The sequence below is a fragment of the Streptomyces sp. NPDC058620 genome (genome assembly GCF_042717135.1).
Lineage (GTDB): Bacteria > Actinomycetota > Actinomycetes > Streptomycetales > Streptomycetaceae > Streptomyces.
This window is the reverse complement of sequence record NZ_JBHXQO010000034.1, coordinates 26432-43460: the sequence shown is the minus strand read 5'-3', so window position 1 is coordinate 43460 and position 17029 is coordinate 26432. Positions and strand designations below refer to the sequence as shown.

Sequence of the window (17029 nt, the reverse complement as noted above, 5' to 3'; positions counted from 1 at the left end):
CCCCGCCGCGCCCGCCGTGACCGAACGCCGCGTTCACCGCCACCCCCTGTGAGAAGAACCCACCCCCTGGAGACGAACGATGCAACTGAAACCCGTCATCGCGTGCGTCAGCCTGTTGGCCGGCACGCTCGTGGCGCTGTCCGGTAACTCGGCGCAGGCCGCGGCCGTCCGGTACGAGGCCGAGCGCTCGCCCGCCGTCTGCAGCGGCGCCATCGAGTCCGAGTGGGGCGGCTACTCCGACAGCGGCTTCTGCAATGCCAGCAACGCGGTCGGCGCCCACGCGCAGTTCACCGTGAACGCCGCCACCGCGGGCACCGCGACGGTGCAGGTGCGCTTCGCCAACGGGACCAGTACCGCACGGCCCGCGAACGTCGCGGTCAACGGCGCGGCGGCCGGCTCCGTGGCCTTCGAGGGCACCGGGGCCTGGACGGCCTGGGTGACCAGGACGGTCACCGTGCCGGTGCGGGCGGGCAGCAACACGATCCAGCTCAGCCCGACCACCGCCAACGGGCTGCCCAACATCGACTACATCGATGTGGACGTCCAGTCGGGTGGCACCACGCCTCCCCCGGCCGGCACCGCGCTGTACGTGGCACCGAACGGCACCGACGGCGCGGCCGGGACGGAGGCGGCGCCGACGACGCTCACCTCGGCGCTCACCCGCGTCTCGTCCGGCGGGAGGATCTACATGCGCGGCGGCACGTACGCCCTCGCCCAGACGGTCACCATCGCGCCGGGCAACAACGGCACCGCCGGCGCCCCCAAGGAGCTGTCCGCCTACCCGGGCGAGACTCCGGTGCTGAACTTCTCCGCCATGGCCGAGGACCCCGCCAACCGCGGGCTCGCCGTGAACGGCTCGTACTGGAACATCGACGGCCTCGTCGTCGAGCACGCCGGTGACAACGGGATCTTCGTCGGTGGCAGCAACAACACCATCGAGCGCACGGTGACGCGCTTCAACCGCGACACGGGTCTGCAGCTCTCGCGGACCGCCTCCACCACCCCGCGCGACCAGTGGCCGTCCAACAACCTCGTCCTCAGCGCGGAGTCGCACGACAACGCCGACTCCGACGGTGAGGACGCCGACGGTTTCGCCGCGAAGCTCACCGTCGGCTCCGGCAACGTCTTCCGCTACGCCGTGGCGCACAACAACATCGACGACGGCTGGGACCTCTACACCAAGACCGACACCGGCCCCATCGGCGCGGTGACGGTCGAGGACTCCCTCGCCTACGAGAACGGCACGCTGAGCGACGGCAGCCAGAACTCCAGCGGTGACCGCAACGGCTACAAGCTCGGCGGCGAGGACATCAAGGTCGACCACGTGATCCGCCGCAGCATCGCCTACGACAACGGCAAGCACGGATTCACGTACAACAGGAATCTCGGCACGATGGCCGTCTCGGACAACGTCAGCATCGACAACGCCGAGCGCAACTTCTCCTTCGACGGTGGCACTTCGGTCTTCCGCAACAACGTCTCGTGCCGCAGCGGCAGCGGCACCAACGACAAGACCGTGGGCGACGTCGGCAGCACGAACCAGTTCTGGTCCGGCACGAACGGGTCCCGGTGCTCCTCGTACGCGGGCGCCCTGGCCTGGTCCTACACGACGGACGGCCGCCTCGCGGTGACCTTCGGCGGCAACCGGGTGACTCCGTAACCGGTCCGTTGACCCATGAAAAGAAGGCCCAGGTCGATGACCTGGGCCTTTTCGTCTCACTTCTCGCGTCCACCGGCGCCCGGCGGCGGTTCAGTCGTAGCTGAAATCGCCCACGGTCCAGGCACTGACGTCCTCGATCGAGACCCGGTACATCCCGCCCGTCTCCGGGATTCCGACGGTGCCCTGCAGGATGCGGGCGACGTGGAAGTGCAGATGGGTGGGCGGGTCGTCCTTTCCGGTGGAGGTGGTGAAGATGCCCGAGAACTCGCCCAGCCGGGCGGAGTCCGTCAGGACCTCCGACACACGCTGCCTCCACACGGCTTCGGGAGCCAGTCGGCCGGTGATGACAGCGCCACCGGCGACCACGGTCAGGGACATCTGATTGCTTTGCCCGGACTCCACCAGAGCGGCGATGTCCACGAGCAGTTCGTCAGTCTTCGACATGGAAGCCGAGTCTATTAGCCGCGCCGCCGGGCGGCTCGGGGCCGTCCCCTCCTTCCTGTGTCACCGGCCCGCGCCCCTGACTGTTCGACTCTGATTACCTCGCCGTCGAACACGCGAAAACCTGTGACGGCCAAGGTAGACATTGAGCAAGCGCGTGGCTATGGTTTCTCTCGTAGCCAAGGTTGAAGGGCCCGGCAGGGACGAACTGCCGGGCAGTAGTACACGCAGTGCGGTGCGGTGGTGGAGCGTCGAAGCCAGGGTTTTCGCAGGACGGCGACGGGGCTGACGACCGGACCGGGTGGCCCGCGGTGATCAGGGGCCACCACCAGCAGTGAGCGGTACGCAGAACAGCAGTCGGTTGGTATGCGGTATCTCAGCAAAGGCGCCGGACTGCGGGCGCGCGTGCTGAGGGGTCCGGTAGTCGGGTCCTCCGCCCGGTCAGTACGAGGGGCGGCGGGACGGTCTGCCGGGCGAGGTGCACGCGGTTCAAGGGTGCACCGACGGCAACACCGGTTTGGTACATGTTGATCCAGAGGGAACGAACGGAGGATGCAGGCGCCATCAGGATCGCCCGGGCGGGATGGATACGGCCCGGGTACCGCAAGGCCCCGGAACGGAAGGTGGTCCCCGGTCAAGCAACCGCGATCCCCGCACTCCCGCCCTCCTTCAGGGCGAGGCCGCGGAAACAGAAGGTCGGCGCAGCACTGAGGCCGACAGATGGTGTTGAATTTCCTTCGGGGCCTTGGTGCCGTACGGCACCAAGGCCCCTCGACGCGTTCCCAAGAAGAGGTGCAGATGACAGCGGATAGTGCGCTCGGCGGCCGGCTCGACGACGATGACTACCCCGCGTACACCATGGGGCGGGCGGCCGAGATGCTCGGCACCAACGCCGGCTTTCTCCGTGCTATCGGAGATGCCCGCCTGATCACCCCGCTCCGTTCCGAGGGCGGCCACCGCCGCTACTCCCGGTATCAGCTGCGCATCGCGGCCCGCGCACGCGAACTCGTCGACCAGGGCACGCCGGTCGAGGCCGCCTGCCGCATCGTGATCCTCGAGGACCAGCTCGAGGAGGCACAGCGCATCAACGCCGAATTCCGCCGCACCACGGTGAAGGCGGACGAGAGCGTCGGCTGAGCCCGATACAGGGCCCAGTTGGCAGTCACCAGCCGGCCGACCTGCGCACTGTGCGTGCGTGCGCAGGGCCGGTGAGCGGGGGGAGTGGTTGCGCCTCCCCCCGGAGATTCCCCGTACCCCCGCCTCCTGCCGGCCCTCGTCAGGCACCGGTGCGGCGCGCGTAGTGGCGCTGGGCCTTCGCCCGGTTGCCGCACCCCGACATGGAGCACCAGCGGCGCGTGCCGTTCTTCGAGATGTCGTAGAAGTGCAGGATGCAGGCGTCGTTGGCGCACGGACGGATGCGTCCGGGGCGGTCGGCGAGCAGCTCCAGCCAGCTGTCGGCCGCGTGCCAGGCGGGCGCCCAGGTCGCGTCCTCCAGTTCCACCCGCGTGTGCGGCAGCCCGTCCGTGCCCAGGCTCCGCCGTACGTGACCGTGGGCGAGTACGCCGTTGAGTGCTTCCGCCGCCTCCGCCGCCTCCGGCGTGGCTGATTCCTCGCGTACGACCAGGGTGTCGAGCGCCGCACGGGTCCGCAGGAGTCGGGCGAGCGTGGTGGCATCGGCCGGCACGCCGGGGCCGGTGCGTTCGCGCACGGCCGGACCGGCCAGCCAGGCGGCCAGCCCTTCGACGGTTTCCAGCAGGTCGTGACGGCCCTCCGCGTCGATCCAGCGCGTGTTGAGCAGGTCGAGAGCGAGCGGTTCGCCGGTCAGCGGCCGGGGGTCGGCCCCGGGGGTCTGCGGCACGGCGCGGGTCCTTCCGTCGCGGGCGGAGCGGGTCACCCGGAGTGGGTCACCACCACCGATACTAACCGGCCAAGTACTCATGAACGGTTGACCGAACTGGTTCTAACCCTTAACTTTTATTTCAACGGTTACGCGATCACCTCGCGGCCCTGACCCGGAAGCATGGGGAGCAACCATGAGCAAGGCACCGACTCTGCAGACCGGCCACATCGGCCTCAACGTCACCGACCTGGACCGTTCGCTCGCCTTCTACCGCGAGGTCTTCGACTTCGACGTACTGGCCGAGGGCAAGGAGGACGACCGCCGCTGGGCCTTCCTCGGTCGCGGGAACCGGCTGCTCGTCACCCTCTGGCAGCAGAGCGAGGGCACCTTCGCGGCGGACCGGCCGGGACTGCACCACCTGTCCTTCCAGGTGGACACCGTCGACGAGGTCCGGGCCACCGAGCAGGTCCTGCGCGGGCTCGGCGCCGCGTTCTCGTACGACGGCGTCGTACCGCACGGGGAGAACGGCACCTCGGGCGGCATCTTCTTCGCCGACCCCGACGGGACCCGCCTGGAGATCTACGCGCCCACCGGGGCCGACCCGTCCGACGCACCGACCACCGGCGCCCCCACCTGCGGGTTCTTCTAGAGGGGAAGCCCGTGGACAGCAGCTATCACAGCGGAGAGACAGCCGTTCAGGACCGGGCCGGCCTCACCCGGCAGGCCGGGTCCGCCGGGCGCGCGATCAAGGACAGCGTTCCCGAGGTGGCGATGGCCTTCCTCGCCCAACAGCCGATGCTGGTACTGGGAGGCACGGACGGCGCGGGCCGGGTCTGGGCCACCCAGCTCACGGGTGAGCCCGGGTTCCTCAGCACGCCCGACCCCCGGACCCTGCACGTCGGTTCGCTCCCCCTGCCGGAAGATCCGCTCGCCGGCGTCCTGGCCGGACCGGACGGCGGTACGGGCCCCGCGCGGATCGGCGCGATCGCCATCGAACCGGCCACCCGCCGCCGCATGCGCGTCAACGGCCGCGCGGTCAGGGACGGTCAGGGGCTGCGTATCGACCTCGACCAGGTCATCTCCAACTGCCCCAAGTACCTCCAGACACGCGACTACCGCCTTCTCCCGGCACACGACCACGATGCCCGGACCCGCTCCGTCACCGACAGCACCGCGCTGAGCCCCGCCCAGCAACAGGCGCTGCGGACCGCCGACACCTTCTTCGTCGCCACCGCGTCCGACCGGGGCGACGCCGACGCCTCGCACCGGGGCGGCAACCCCGGCTTCGTCGAGGTGCTCTCGCCCACCCGGCTGCGCTGGCCCGACTACCTCGGCAACTCCATGTTCCTGACCCTGGGCAACCTCGAACTCAACCCGGCCGCGGGCATCCTGCTGCCCGGCTGGGAGACGGGCGGCACCCTGCACCTCACCGGCACCGCGCACACGGTGTGGGACGCGGAGGAGACCGCTCGTGTGCCCGGCGCTCAGCGGCTCGTCGAGTTCGAGATCGAGGGCGTACGGGAGATCACGGCCGCCTCGCCCCTGCGCTGGTCCGAGCCCGGCTACTCCCGGTTCAACCCACCGGTCGTCTGAGCGCGCCGCGCCCCGCCCCCTCCCGGCCGGGAGACCTTGACCACATCGCCCGCGCGGGGGGATGCCGGCGCCGTACCCGGATGTTGGCACCCGGAGGACACCACAGCCACTGAACAGGACCTGACGTGACAGACGTACATGCCGACCGCGCCGCAGCGACCCTTTCGCGCCCGTTCGCAGTCCGCGGGCTGTCCTCGCGCAACCGGATCGCCATGGCCCCCATGACCCGGCAGTTCTCCCCCAACGGCGTCCCCGGCCAGGACGTGGCGGACTACTACAGGCGGCGGGCCGCCGGCGGTGTGGGGCTGATCATCACCGAGGGCACCTACATCGACCACCACTCCGCGGGCACCAGCGACCGCGTCCCGCGGTTCCACGGCGCGGACGCCCTCGCGGGCTGGGCGGCTGTCGCGGACTCCGTGCACCAGGTGGGCGGCGCGATCATCCCGCAGCTGTGGCACGTGGGCGTGACGCGCGCCGAGGGTGCCCCGCCCGTGGTGGACGCGGAGCCGGTCAGTCCCTCGGGCATATCGCTGGCGGGTGACCCGAAGGGGCGCGCCATGACGCAGAAGGACCTCGACGACGTGGTCGGTGCCTTCGCCGACGCGGCGGCCGCCGCCGAGCGTGCCGGCTTCGACGGCGTCGAACTGCACGGCGCCCACGGCTACTTGATCGACCAGTTCCTCTGGTCGGGGACCAACCGGCGTACGGACGCCTACGGCGGCGACCTCGTCGCGCGGACCCGTTTCGCGGCCGAGATCGTGGCGGCCTGCCGCGCGGCCGTGTCGGACGCCTTCCCCCTCTTCTTCCGGATGTCCCAGTGGAAGATGGACGCGTACGGGGCGAAGCTCGCCGAGACGCCCGAGGAGCTGGACGCCCTGCTGACGCCGCTGGCCGAGGCCGGTGTCGACGTCTTCCACGCGTCCACCCGCCGCTACTGGCTGCCGGAGTTCGACGACTCCGGTCTGAACCTCGCCGGATGGGTGAAGAAGATCAGCGGCAGGCCGACGGTCACCGTCGGCTCGGTCGGCCTGGACGGTGACTTCTTCGGCGCCTTCCAGGGGAACAGCTCCGGCGTCACGGGCGTCGAGCAGCTGCTGGAGCGGATGGAGCGCGACGAGTTCGACATGGTGGCCGTCGGCCGCGCGCTGATCGCCGACCCCGAATGGGCTGCGAAGACGCTGCGCGGGAGCACCGGCGAGATCACGCCCTTCGGTGCGGAGATGCTGTCGACCCTGCGCTGATCACGGGGTACCGGGGGCCGGACGGCATCCCGAGCGTGGGGGAAGCCCCGGGCCGTCGGCCCGGGGCTTCCCTCATGACACGGATCAGGCGGTTCGTCAGGACGCGGTCGGGGTCCAGCCGCCGAGCCAGTCCGCGGTCTCCTGGCCCGCCGCCTGGCTGTCGGTCAGCTGCGGGCGGTTGCTGCTCGCGGTGCCCGCGCCGGGACCGGTGTTCCGGTACTCGGCGAACCGGTCGTCCTTCCACGAGAATCCGCCCATGTCGGCCCAGGGGGTCGTCTTGATCGCGGCGCTCAGCTGGGTGTCGCGGACGGTGGTCTGCGGGTCGAGGCTCGCGTCGCCGCCCGCGTGCCAGTTACGGCCCAGGAAGAAGCTGCCCGCGGTCACGTCACCGTTCACGACGGACCGCGTGATCAGGAAGCCCTTGCGGTCCGCTGCGGTGCTCGGCGCGGTGAGGTAGCCGGCGGACGTGCCGTCCCAGCGCTTCTTCAGCGTCAGCACGGACCGGTCGATCACGGCGCTGGCCCGGCCGAAGACGAAGTCGACGTTTCCGGCTATGTAGGAGTTGGTGACGTACACCCGGCCGAGCCTGTCCCGGGCCGCGGTGTCCAGCAGCAGGGTGTCCTGGTCGCCGTCGACGATGACGCCGTCGAGGAGGACCTTGTCGGCGGCGGTGCGCAGGGCGACGGCCTGGTGGCCGCTGAGGCTCTGGTTGGCGCGTTCGTCGAAGCTGTTGGTGATGGTCAGGTTGCGGGCCTGGAAGTCGTCGGCCTCGACGGCGACGGTGGCGCTGCCGCTCGTGCCGTACGTACCCGAACCGTCGGGCTTGGGCGTGCCCGCCGCGTTCCCGTAGACGATGACGGTGTCCTTGCGGCTGCCGCCCGAGCCCTGGAGGGTGACGTGCGGCTTGTTGGCGGGGACCTTGACGGTCTCGCGGTACGTGCCGGGCGCGACCGAGATCACCACCCGTGAACCGTTGCCCGCGGGGACTGCGTCGACGGCCTTCTGCACGCTCGTGTACTGACCGCTGCCGTCCTTGGCCACGGTGATCGTCGTGGCCGCCGCGGCCGTCGTGCTCACCGTGCCGATCGTGGTGCGCGGTCCGGCGCCCGCCTTGAGCAGGGCCGGGACGTCGGCCGCGCTGTCGAGGGTGTAGCCGTAGTACGTCTTCGGGTCGAACGCCGCGCCGCCCCCGCTCTCGTTGCGCCCGCTGGTCCCCTTGAAGACGTTGCCGCGCTGGACGACGGCGGCCGTGGTGTCCCGGGTGACGGGGTTCGCGAGCCCCTCGAAGTAGGAGTTCTCCAGGACCATCTTCGTGCGGCCGCGCGCGTAGTTGCCGTAGGACGTCGTGATGTCCGTACCGGGCACGTCCTGGAGGTAGTTGTTGTACAGGTGGGCGCGCGCGACGTTGTCCGTGGACGGGTTGCGCTGCTCGGTCTCGCGGAACCAGTTGTGGTGGATCGTGAGATCGGTGGTGACGTTCTCGGTCCAGCCGATCCCGAAGGTCTTGTTGTTGTCGCTCAGCTTGTTCCAGGACACCGTGACGTACGTACTGTCCTTGCGTACGTCGATGAGGCCGTCGGCCATGTGCCGGAGGTCGTTGTGATCGACCCACACGTGGTGTGCGCCGTCCATCTGGATGGCGTCGAAGTCGTGGTCCTTGTCGTTCCAGATGCCCTGGTACGAGTCCCTGATCGTCAGGTTCCGGATGATGACGTTGTGTACGCCCTGGCCGAGGAAGAAGCCGCCGCCGACGATCTGGCCCGAGGTCCCCGCGCCCACGATCGTCTTGTCCGACGCGACCTTGATCTCCTTGCCGACCGGGTTCATGGTGATCGTCGCGGCCACGACGATCACGTACGGCTCCGGGGCGGTCGCGTACCTCTCCAGGTCGGCGAGGGACTTCACGGTGACGACCGTGCCGCCGCGCCCGCCGTACGTACCGTCCTGGCCGAGCGCCTTGACCGAGGCGAAGCCGTCGGCGGCGTCAAGCACCGATGCGGGTACGGCCGTTGCAGCTGAGGCGTTCGCCCGGCCGTCCTCGCCGAACAGGCCCACGTCGGTGCCGTAGGCCATGGCGACGGCCGCGGTCAGCGCCAGCGGGACACCGACGGCCAGGGCCGGCCTGCGTCTGCGGTGACGGGAAGTACTGCGTGTATCAGTCACGGGATGCGTCCGTTTCCACTCCGTGGGGGATGGGGGCACTCGTCAGTCGCCGCCGGGGAACGGAAGGTTGCCGCGGACGTGAACAGGTCCGGCGCCGCCGTGAGCGGCGCCGGACCACGGGCCCGGGAAGAGTTGAGACGCGCGTGCGCGGAGGTCCGCTCAGGCGCGGCCCGTCGCGGCGGGGCCGACGAGCTCTTCCAGGACGTCCTCCATCGTGACGAAGCCGATGACGGTGCCCTTGTCCCCGGTCACGGCCGCCAGGTGCGTGCCCGCGGCCCGCATCGCGGTCATGGTGTCGTCGAGCGGGGTGTCGATCTCGACGCGGATGACACGGTGGAAGGCGCTCCTCGGGAGCGGCTGGGTCCGCTGGGCGACGCCGAGGGCGTCCTTGATGTGCAGGTATCCCAGGATCTCGTCGCCCGGCCCGGTGACGGGCAGCCGGGAGAAGCCCGAGGTGGCCGCCGCGCGTTCCAGCTGCTGCGGGGTGATGTCGTGGCCGACGGTGACGGTCCTGTTGAGCGGGACCATCACCTCGCCGACGGGGCGGGTGCCCAGCTCCAGCGCGTCGCGCAGCCGTTCACCGTCGGCCGGGGCGAGCAGACCGGCCTCGCTGGAGTCCTTCACCAGCCGGACGAGTTCGTCGTCGGTGTAGACGGACGTGACCTCGTCCTTCGGCTCGACGTTCAGCAGCCGCAGCAGGACGTTGGCGAAGGCGTTGATGCCGAAGACGACCGGGCGCAGCGCCCGGGTCAGCGCCACCAGCGGCGGGGCCAGCGCGAGCGCCGTCTCCGTGGGGGCGGCCAGCGCGATGTTCTTCGGGATCATCTCGCCGACCAGCATGTGCAGATACGTGGCGAGGGCCAGCGCGATCACGAAGGCGATGGGGTGCACCAGCGCTTCGGGCACGCCGGCCGTCGCGAAGGGCGGCTCCAGGAGGTGGGCGATGGCCGGTTCGGCCACGGCGCCCAGGACCAGGGAGGAGATGGTGATGCCGAGCTGGGCGGTGGCCATGGCGGCCGACAGGTGTTCGAGGCCCCACAGCGTGCTCCGGGCACGGGTGTCGCCCTTGACGGCCCGGGGCTCGATCTGACTGCGCCGTACGGAGATCAGGGCGAACTCCGCCCCGACGAAGAACGCGTTGGTGACGAGGGTGAACACGCCGATGGCGAGCTGAAGCACGGTCATCGGGAGCCCTCCTCGACGAGCGAGGCGGGAGCCGGCGCGGGCGCGGTGACGCGGACCCGGTCGGCGCGGTGGTGTTCGACGTGGAGCACGGTCAGGTGCCAGCCCTCCACGGAGATCTTGTCGGTGGGTACGGGAATGCGTTCCAGGCGGGTCGCGACCAGTCCGGCGAGGGTTTCGTACGGGCCTTCAGGCACGTCGAAGCCGATGGATTCGAGCTGGTCGAGACGGATGCTGCCGTCCGCCTCCCAGACGGCGCACCCCTCCGGGGACGGTGCGCCCGGCGCCAGGTCGGGGCGCTCGTCGGGGTCGTGCTCGTCGCGGACCTCGCCGACGACCTCCTCGACGATGTCCTCGACGGTCGCGACGCCCGCGGTGCCGCCGTACTCGTCGATGACGACGGCCATCGTGCGGCTCTGCCGCAGCCGTCCCAGGAGGGTGTCCACGGGCAGCGAGTCGGGGACGAGGAGCGGGGGCGTGGCCAGGTCGGTGACCGGGGTCCTGTGGCGCAGCGGTTCGTCCAGCGCGAGCACGTCGCGGATGTGGACGGTGCCGATGACCTCGTCGAGGCTGCCGCGGTAGACGGGGAACCGGGAGAGGCCCGTGGCGAGCGTCAGACCGGCCGCGTCTGCGGCGGTGGCGCCTGCTTCGAGGGCCCGGACGTCCACGCGCGGCGTCATGACGTTCTCGGCGGTCAGGTCGGCGAGGTGGAGGGTGCGGACGAACAGCTCGGCCGAGTCCTGCTCGATCGCGCCCTCACGGGCGGAGTGCCGGGCCAGGGCGACGAGTTCCTCCGGGGTACGGGCGGAGGCCAGCTCCTCGGCGGGTTCCATGCCGAAGCGGCGTACGACCCGGTTCGCGGTGTTGTTCAGGTGGCGGATCAGCGGGGCGAAGCAGGCGGTGAACGCGCGCTGCGGGCCGGCTACGACCTTGGCGACGGCCAGCGGGCTGGAGATCGCCCAGTTCTTCGGTACGAGTTCGCCGATCACCATCAGCACCACGGTGGAGAGGGCGACGCCGAGGAGCGTGGCGACGGCCGGGACGGCGCCCGGGGGCAGGCCGACCGTTTCCAGGGGGCCGCGCAGGAGCACCGCCAGGGAGGGCTCGGCGAGCATGCCGATGACCAGTGAGGTGACGGTGATGCCGAGCTGGGCACCGGAGAGCTGGAACGTGAGGCGCTTGGCGGCCTTCAGGGCGCTCTCGGCGCCGCGCTCGCCGGCCCGGGCGGCGCGCTCCAGCTCACCGCGTTCGATCGTGGTCAGGGAGAACTCGGCTGCGACGAAGACCGCGCATGCCAGCGTGAGTGCGAGCGCGAGAAGGAGAAGGAGGACTTCGCTCACCGTGCCACCGCCGCCCGGCGACGCGGCGGGGCGGGAATGGCACGGTTCGTACTGGGAGGCTCACCCATTGCGGGACCGGAGCTCCTTTTCGGTTCGATGGCGGTCACCTGGTGCAGGTCTGGGGCGGATGCCCACGCCAATGGTAAAGGGAAAGCAAAGCGTTCCCCTGTGGCCCCGGTCACAGGGGGTGCTCCCCCTGCCCGTCCCCTCGGTCCTCATCCGCGGCCCGGTCCTCCTCGCGGGCGCCGCCGTCTACGCGCCGCGCCGCCGGACCACGGGCCGACGGACCGCCGCCCCGCCGTTCCCGACTTGCCGGACCTCCCCTTTTGAGGTTGGTTCGAAGTAGGTGTGTACGTGGTTCCCGTCTCCCCGGTCTGGGGGTGAACCGGCGTGCTGTTCACCGATCGAACCGACGCGGGGCAACAGCTGGCCGAAGCGCTCCGGCACCTTGAGAAGGAGCACCCCGTCGTCCTCGGCCTGCCGCGCGGCGGAGTCCCGGTGGCCTTCGAAGTCGCGCAGGCCCTCGGCGCTCCCCTCGATGTGATCGTCGTCCGCAAACTCGGCGTTCCGTACCACCCCGAGCTGGGATTCGGTGCGATCGGTGAGGACGGGGTGAAGGTCATCAGCGAGGAGATCGTCCGCCGTGCCGGGGTCACGCAGCAGGACCTCGAGTCCGTCGAGCGCGCCGAGCAGGAAGAACTCGTACGCCGGGCACGGGCGTTCCGCGCCGACCGGCCCCGGGTGCCGCTGGAGGACCGGACGGTGATCCTGGTCGACGACGGGATCGCGACCGGCGCCACGGCCCGGGCCGCGTGCGAAGTCGTACGGGCGCACGGCGCGGCCCGGGTGGTGCTCGCCGTTCCGGTGGCGCCGCCGAGCGCTGCCGAGCAGCTCCGCGGCAGCGCGGACGACGTGGTGTGCCTGTCGCAGCCGGCCCTGTTCTCCGCCGTCGGCGAGTGGTACCGCGACTTCTCCCAGACCCCGGACGAGGAGGTGCTCGCCCTGCTGGCCCGTGCCGCGCACCGCGACGCACCGGACCGCCCCGTCCGTACGACCGAGGCCGAGGTGGCGGCCGACGGCCTCGCACTGGCCGGTGAACTCGCCCTCCCCGAGGACGCCGGGGCGGTCGTTGTGTTCGCCCACGGCTCCGGAAGCAGCCGCCACAGCCCCCGCAACCGCGCGGTGGCGGCCGACCTGAACCGGGCCGGCCTCGGCACCCTCCTGTTCGACCTGCTCGTGCCCGCGGAGGAGACCGACCGCGGGTACGTCTTCGACATCGAGACCCTGGCCCGCAGGCTGACGCACGCCACGCTCTGGCTGCGCGACCGGGTGGACCTGCCGATCGGCTACTTCGGGGCGAGCACCGGCGCCGCCGCCGCCCTACGGGCCGCGGCGGACCCCGACGCGGACGTCGGCGCGGTGGTCTCGCGCGGCGGACGTCCCGACCTCGCCGGGCCGCTCCTCGCGGACGTACGGGCACCCACGCTCCTCGTCGTGGGCGGCCACGACGAACAGGTCCTCGCGCTCAACCGGCAGGCACAGGCCGAACTGCGCTGCGAGAACCGCCTGGAGGTCGTGCCGGGCGCCACGCACCTCTTCGAGGAACGGGGCGCCCTGGACACGGTCGCCGGCCTCGCACGCGACTGGTTCACCCGTCACCTGGTGACGGGTGAGCGGTGACGGCCGGCCGTCACCGCTCATGGCGGGCTCGACGGCCTGCTCGTCTCATGGCATCAGCGGGTACGACGTACGCCCCGACGCCTCGTCGATCTCGTCGTGCGCCTTGGTCAGCAGCTTCATCGCCAGCTCGTTGAGGGCTCTGCCCCCCGCGATCTCCTCGCCCACCCTCGGCTGCTCCGCGTCACTGGGGTGACGGCTGGCGTAGCCGTGCGAGCGCAGCTCGGTCCCGTCCGGGAGGCGCACCATCGCAGCCGCACGGGTGCGGTTGCTGTCCTCCTCGAATTCGAGCTCGATGTGCCATCCGACAGCGGTCTTCAGCATGACGGTCACCTCCGGAAACCCCCTCCGGACAACCCCTGATACCAGGGTGCTCCTGTTCCCCGCGCCGCGCAGCCCCCGAGCGGGCCGCTCCCGGCGGGCAGCACGCTCAGGGCGAAAACTTTCCGCTCGTGCCCTTCAGGATTACCGTTGAAGAATGTCCAGCCACCAGCGCGAGACCAATCGACAGACGGAATTCACGTGTCCGGTCTGCAAGCAGCCGGTTGCGACCGAACTGACCCGGCACAAGACGCTCGGAATCTTCGTCCCCGTATGGGGAGCGGGCCCGTGCCGTAACACCGACTGCCGCGAGCACCGGGCAGAGGACGCGGAGCAGAAGCAGGACAAGGCCCACTCATAGCCGCCACGCATCGCAGCCACCGCCGGGCACCCCACCCGCCGCACGGGCTTCGCACCAGGGCGTGATCACGCCGGTATACAGTGCGAAAATCAGTCTGTTCGAGTAGGTGGGGGCCTGGCATGGCACTGTTCGGAAACGCGCACACGATCGACCCGGGGACGGCTCAGCAGGACTACGCCCGGCTTCTGGGCCCGGGCGAACAGGTCAACGCGGCCTATCTCCTGATCCGCGACACGATCCTGTTCACCGACCGCCGGCTCATCCTCGTCGACAAGCAGGGGATCACCGGCAAGAAGGTGGAGTACCACTCGGTCCCGTACCGGAGCATCACGCACTTCTCGGTGGAGACGGCCGGCACGTTCGACCTCGACGCCGAGCTCAAGATCTGGATCTCCGGGACCCCGACCCCGGTCCAGAAGACGTTCTCCAAGGGCGTCGACATCTACGAGGTGCAGGCCATCCTGACGCAGTACGTGGCCAAGTAGAGGCCAAGTAGGGCAGGCGCCGGGCCCGGCGGCCCCGCGCGTGCGCCGGACGCCTCAGCGTCGGCGCTCGCGGAGGGCCGCCACCGCCTCGCGGATCGCGGGCAGCTGCGCGTACAGCGAGTCGCCGGGGCAGCCGGTGAGATAGCTGTCCCGGTGCCCCGAGACGACGTGGAGCTTCACCGCCTGACCCTTCGGGTAGCGGCTCTGGTCGTTCGTGGAGACCAGCCGCACCGAGCCCCGCGGATCGATCCCGGGGCGCAGTTTCCAGGCGATCACCCGGGCGATCGCCTCCACGACCGCGTTGGGTACGGGCACGTCGGCCCCGAAGGTGCCGATCGCCGCGATCCCGACACTGTCGGCGTTGAACCCCTTGGTGTGCGCGCCGCGCACCGGCCGCGTGATCCCGCCGGCCCGGCCCTCGTAGATGGTCCCGCAGCGGTCGACGACGAAGTTGTACCCGATGTCGTCCCACCCGTCCTTCTGGATGTGGGCCGCCTGGATCCCGCGCAGCAGCTCCGGGGCGTCGGCGCAGTCGTAGCCGTTGGGGTGCCCCGTGTGGTGGATGAAGGCGGCGCTCACCCGGCCCGTGTACGCCGCCGCGTCCTTGACCATGCCCTCGTCGGCCCGCCAGGTGGACCGGGGGACGATGTCGGGCTGGGGCGCCCCCGGCGGGGCCTCGGGCAGGGCGAGGGATTCGGGCGCGGCGAACCGTACCGGGGCATCCCGGAGGACCAGGAATGCCAGCGGCATGAACACGGCACACAGGACGAGCCGACGCGACCACATGGGCATATGTCCACCCTGCGGCCTGTCCGGCCGGCCCGCAGCCGTGCTGGCCAACCGGGTGAGGCAGGGGCCCGGAGGCAGTCCCGGCCGTTACCCGGAGGAGGGACCGACAGAACATACCGAGCGTACCTTTTGGGGGCGTCCGAAACATTCCGGCCAATCAGCACGATGGAGCGCCGACGGAGCCGACGCAGCTCCGCCGGGACGCCGCTGGGATGCCGCCGAGGACGCCCTGGTCAGGAAGCGACCGCTTCCCTGCTCTCCTTGAGGAGCCGCTCGGCGCGGTGCGGGGACGTGTCCAGCCTCGACAGCACGCCCGGGACGGCGTTGTTGGGGAGGATGAGTTCGAAGAGGGCCGAGATCTCATAGACCAGGTCCGGCGGCTCCGACATCGACTCGGCGACCAGCTGAACTCCGGTCCACGCACCGACGAACAGCCGGGAGGTGGTCTCCGGATCGACGTGCGGGAGCAGCTCCCCGCGCTCCTTGGCCTCGGTGAGGATCTCCGTGCCCATCTCGATCCAGTCGGGCCAGCGGGTGCCGAACAGGCCCCGGGCGCGCGGGTCGACGGACAGCCGGATCGAAGCGCTGAGCATCGGCTCACGGGGCAGCCGGTAGGCCAGCAGCAGTGCTATGTCCACCCACTCCTGGAGTTTGAACGCCTGCGGCGTGAGCCCCTCGGCGGTCACGGCCTCTTCGAGAACTCCTCGCGCAAGCTCTTCCTTCGAAGTGAAGTGGAAGTACAGTGCACCTCGGGTAAGTCCAGCCCGCTCAAGGATTGATGCGATGGTGGCGGCGTCGTAACCGTGCTCGTCGAAGACCTCGGCCGCCGCTTCCAGGAAGATCCTGCGCGTGCGGATCGCCCGTTGCTGTCTGGCCAACCTGCGCTCCTTTTTGACCTTGTCTTTGCGCTACTCCAAAACAAACGGGTGAGCCGGTATTATATCAGTGCGAGCATCATCACATTGCGCCACGTCCGGGGGGAATCGTGTCCAAAGCTCCTGTGATTGACGACGACTTGACCACGGTGTCCAAGGAGATCGTCCATCTCCGGCGCGACGCCTCCGTGTTCATCACCGACTGGAAGTGCCACGGGCCGGGTGACTTCACGCTCACCGCCCGCTGGCCCGCCACCACCATCGGCCACGCGTACGACCCCAGGGTGCTCACCCAGACCATCCGGCAGAGCGGCCTGGTCATCGCCCATGCCGCGTACGACGTACCGCTCAGCCATCAGACACTGCTCCATGACTTCAACTTCACTGTCCGGCCCGGCTTCCGGGTGCCTTCCGACCGCCCGTCGGCCCTGGACATCGGAATAAGGGTCTCGGAGCCCACCCGCCGCGGGAGGAACGTCAGCAGTCTCGGCATGGATGTTCACGTGTCCCAAGACAACACCACCGTGGCCGTGGCGAATTCGGAGTTCGGCTGGATTTCGCCGGCCGCCTACCGCCGGCTGCGCGGTGAACACCTCGCGCGCGGGTGGAACGAATGGCCGCTTCCCACTCCTGTCGCCCCGCACACCGTCGGTCGGCTCACCGCTTCGGACGTGGTCCTCTCCGCCACCGACCACCCCCACCGCTGGCAGTTGCGCAACGACGCCGAGAACCTCCTGCTCTTCGACCACCCGGTCGACCACGTCCCCGGACTGGCCCTCATGGAGGCCGGCTATCAGGCGGCGCAGGCCCTGCTCTCCCCGGCGGCCTTCGAACCCACCGGCATCAGCAGCAGTTACGAGCGGTACGTGGAGTTCGACCGGCCCTGCTGGGTCGAGGCCGAGCTGATGCCGTCCCCCGGCCCCGGGTGCACGACGGTGCGGGTCACGGGCATGCAGGACGAACAGCCCGTGTTCCGCGTCGAGCTGAGCGGGGCCGTCACGTAGCGGTGGCGCACAGGACGGGACCGGCCGACGGTGTCCGCCGGCCCCGCGCCGCAC

At 70.4% G+C, this 17029-nt stretch carries 17 protein-coding genes; 9 read left to right on the top strand and 8 right to left on the bottom strand.

Features of this window, described 5'->3' with window-relative positions; all coding sequences use genetic code 11:
* Positions 1 to 79: 79 nt before the first annotated feature.
* Complete coding sequence (locus ACFWSK_RS26190) at positions 80 to 1660, top strand: carbohydrate-binding protein (protein ID WP_383790811.1); 1581 nt, start codon at positions 80 to 82, stop codon at positions 1658 to 1660.
* A gap of 90 nt (positions 1661 to 1750) precedes the next feature.
* Here the strand turns inward: ACFWSK_RS26190 and ACFWSK_RS26185 are convergent, their stop codons facing one another.
* Positions 1751 to 2104 (bottom strand): hypothetical protein, encoded by a 354-nt coding sequence (locus tag ACFWSK_RS26185; RefSeq protein ID WP_383790808.1) that lies wholly within the window; start codon positions 2102 to 2104, stop codon positions 1751 to 1753.
* Between the two features lie 795 nt (positions 2105 to 2899).
* Between ACFWSK_RS26185 and ACFWSK_RS26180 the strand changes: the two genes are divergently transcribed.
* Positions 2900 to 3238, top strand: a complete 339-nt coding sequence (locus ACFWSK_RS26180) for a MerR family transcriptional regulator (RefSeq protein ID WP_383790806.1) — start codon at positions 2900 to 2902, stop codon at positions 3236 to 3238.
* 139 nt (positions 3239 to 3377) lie between these two features.
* Here the strand turns inward: ACFWSK_RS26180 and ACFWSK_RS26175 are convergent, their stop codons facing one another.
* Positions 3378 to 3959, bottom strand: a complete 582-nt coding sequence (locus tag ACFWSK_RS26175) for a CGNR zinc finger domain-containing protein (RefSeq protein WP_383790804.1) — start codon at positions 3957 to 3959, stop codon at positions 3378 to 3380.
* 175 nt (positions 3960 to 4134) lie between these two features.
* Here ACFWSK_RS26175 and ACFWSK_RS26170 point away from each other — a divergent pair, with 175 nt between their 5' ends.
* The 3 genes from ACFWSK_RS26170 to ACFWSK_RS26160 all read left to right on the top strand — a co-directional run bounded on the left by ACFWSK_RS26170 (position 4135) and on the right by ACFWSK_RS26160 (position 6778).
* A complete protein-coding gene (locus ACFWSK_RS26170; protein ID WP_383790801.1) occupies positions 4135 to 4590 on the top strand; it encodes a VOC family protein in 456 nt (151 codons plus the stop codon).
* Between the two features lie 11 nt (positions 4591 to 4601).
* Positions 4602 to 5534 carry a pyridoxamine 5'-phosphate oxidase family protein gene (locus ACFWSK_RS26165; protein WP_383790799.1) on the top strand — a complete coding sequence of 311 codons (933 nt, stop codon included), beginning with the start codon at positions 4602 to 4604 and terminating at the stop codon, positions 5532 to 5534.
* Between the two features lie 125 nt (positions 5535 to 5659).
* On the top strand, positions 5660 to 6778 hold the full coding sequence (locus ACFWSK_RS26160; protein WP_383790796.1) for an NADH:flavin oxidoreductase: 1119 nt from the start codon (positions 5660 to 5662) through the stop codon (positions 6776 to 6778).
* Positions 6779 to 6874: 96 nt separating this feature from the next.
* Here the strand turns inward: ACFWSK_RS26160 and ACFWSK_RS26155 are convergent, their stop codons facing one another.
* The 3 genes from ACFWSK_RS26155 to ACFWSK_RS26145 all read right to left on the bottom strand — a co-directional run bounded on the left by ACFWSK_RS26155 (position 6875) and on the right by ACFWSK_RS26145 (position 11463).
* Positions 6875 to 8941, bottom strand: coding sequence for a pectinesterase family protein (locus ACFWSK_RS26155; RefSeq protein WP_383790793.1), 2067 nt, complete (start codon positions 8939 to 8941; stop codon positions 6875 to 6877).
* 159 nt (positions 8942 to 9100) lie between these two features.
* The gene (locus tag ACFWSK_RS26150; RefSeq protein ID WP_383790790.1) at positions 9101 to 10126 is read right to left on the bottom strand and encodes a hemolysin family protein; all 1026 of its coding nucleotides are present in this window, start codon (positions 10124 to 10126) and stop codon (positions 9101 to 9103) included.
* Positions 10123 to 11463, bottom strand: coding sequence for a hemolysin family protein (locus ACFWSK_RS26145; protein WP_383790787.1), 1341 nt, complete (start codon positions 11461 to 11463; stop codon positions 10123 to 10125). Before ACFWSK_RS26145 ends, ACFWSK_RS26150 begins: the two co-directional genes overlap by 4 nt.
* Positions 11464 to 11853: 390 nt before the next feature.
* Between ACFWSK_RS26145 and ACFWSK_RS26140 the strand changes: the two genes are divergently transcribed.
* Complete coding sequence (locus ACFWSK_RS26140) at positions 11854 to 13143, top strand: phosphoribosyltransferase family protein (protein ID WP_383790785.1); 1290 nt, start codon at positions 11854 to 11856, stop codon at positions 13141 to 13143.
* A gap of 45 nt (positions 13144 to 13188) precedes the next feature.
* On the opposite strand, the gene ACFWSK_RS26135 is transcribed toward ACFWSK_RS26140, so the two are convergent.
* Positions 13189 to 13464 carry a DUF1876 domain-containing protein gene (locus ACFWSK_RS26135; protein WP_383790782.1) on the bottom strand — a complete coding sequence of 92 codons (276 nt, stop codon included), beginning with the start codon at positions 13462 to 13464 and terminating at the stop codon, positions 13189 to 13191.
* 154 nt (positions 13465 to 13618) lie between these two features.
* Here ACFWSK_RS26135 and ACFWSK_RS26130 point away from each other — a divergent pair, with 154 nt between their 5' ends.
* Entirely contained in the window at positions 13619 to 13822 is a 204-nt protein-coding gene (locus ACFWSK_RS26130) for a hypothetical protein (protein ID WP_383790779.1), read from the top strand.
* A gap of 119 nt (positions 13823 to 13941) precedes the next feature.
* Complete coding sequence (locus ACFWSK_RS26125) at positions 13942 to 14307, top strand: PH domain-containing protein (RefSeq protein WP_383790776.1); 366 nt, start codon at positions 13942 to 13944, stop codon at positions 14305 to 14307.
* 54 nt (positions 14308 to 14361) lie between these two features.
* Here the strand turns inward: ACFWSK_RS26125 and ACFWSK_RS26120 are convergent, their stop codons facing one another.
* Complete coding sequence (locus tag ACFWSK_RS26120; protein ID WP_383790905.1) at positions 14362 to 15093, bottom strand: peptidoglycan recognition protein; 732 nt, start codon at positions 15091 to 15093, stop codon at positions 14362 to 14364.
* A gap of 236 nt (positions 15094 to 15329) precedes the next feature.
* Positions 15330 to 15974, bottom strand: coding sequence for a ScbR family autoregulator-binding transcription factor (locus ACFWSK_RS26115; RefSeq protein ID WP_383790773.1), 645 nt, complete (start codon positions 15972 to 15974; stop codon positions 15330 to 15332).
* A 122-nt stretch (positions 15975 to 16096) separates the two neighbouring features.
* Between ACFWSK_RS26115 and ACFWSK_RS26110 the strand changes: the two genes are divergently transcribed.
* Positions 16097 to 16975 (top strand): ScbA/BarX family gamma-butyrolactone biosynthesis protein, encoded by an 879-nt coding sequence (locus tag ACFWSK_RS26110; protein ID WP_383790771.1) that lies wholly within the window; start codon positions 16097 to 16099, stop codon positions 16973 to 16975.
* Positions 16976 to 17029 lie beyond the last annotated feature (54 nt).

Coding starts and splice junctions, on each gene's coding strand:
- ACFWSK_RS26125 (WP_383790776.1), top strand. CDS start 13,942: ATGGCACTGTTCGGAAACGCGCACACGATCGACCCGGGGACGGCTCAG.
- ACFWSK_RS26135 (WP_383790782.1), bottom strand. CDS start 13,464: ATGCTGAAGACCGCTGTCGGATGGCACATCGAGCTCGAATTCGAGGAG.
- ACFWSK_RS26190 (WP_383790811.1), top strand. CDS start 80: ATGCAACTGAAACCCGTCATCGCGTGCGTCAGCCTGTTGGCCGGCACG.
- ACFWSK_RS26130 (WP_383790779.1), top strand. CDS start 13,619: ATGTCCAGCCACCAGCGCGAGACCAATCGACAGACGGAATTCACGTGT.
- ACFWSK_RS26120 (WP_383790905.1), bottom strand. CDS start 15,093: ATGTGGTCGCGTCGGCTCGTCCTGTGTGCCGTGTTCATGCCGCTGGCA.
- ACFWSK_RS26170 (WP_383790801.1), top strand. CDS start 4,135: ATGAGCAAGGCACCGACTCTGCAGACCGGCCACATCGGCCTCAACGTC.
- ACFWSK_RS26180 (WP_383790806.1), top strand. CDS start 2,900: ATGACAGCGGATAGTGCGCTCGGCGGCCGGCTCGACGACGATGACTAC.
- ACFWSK_RS26185 (WP_383790808.1), bottom strand. CDS start 2,104: ATGTCGAAGACTGACGAACTGCTCGTGGACATCGCCGCTCTGGTGGAG.
- ACFWSK_RS26150 (WP_383790790.1), bottom strand. CDS start 10,126: ATGACCGTGCTTCAGCTCGCCATCGGCGTGTTCACCCTCGTCACCAAC.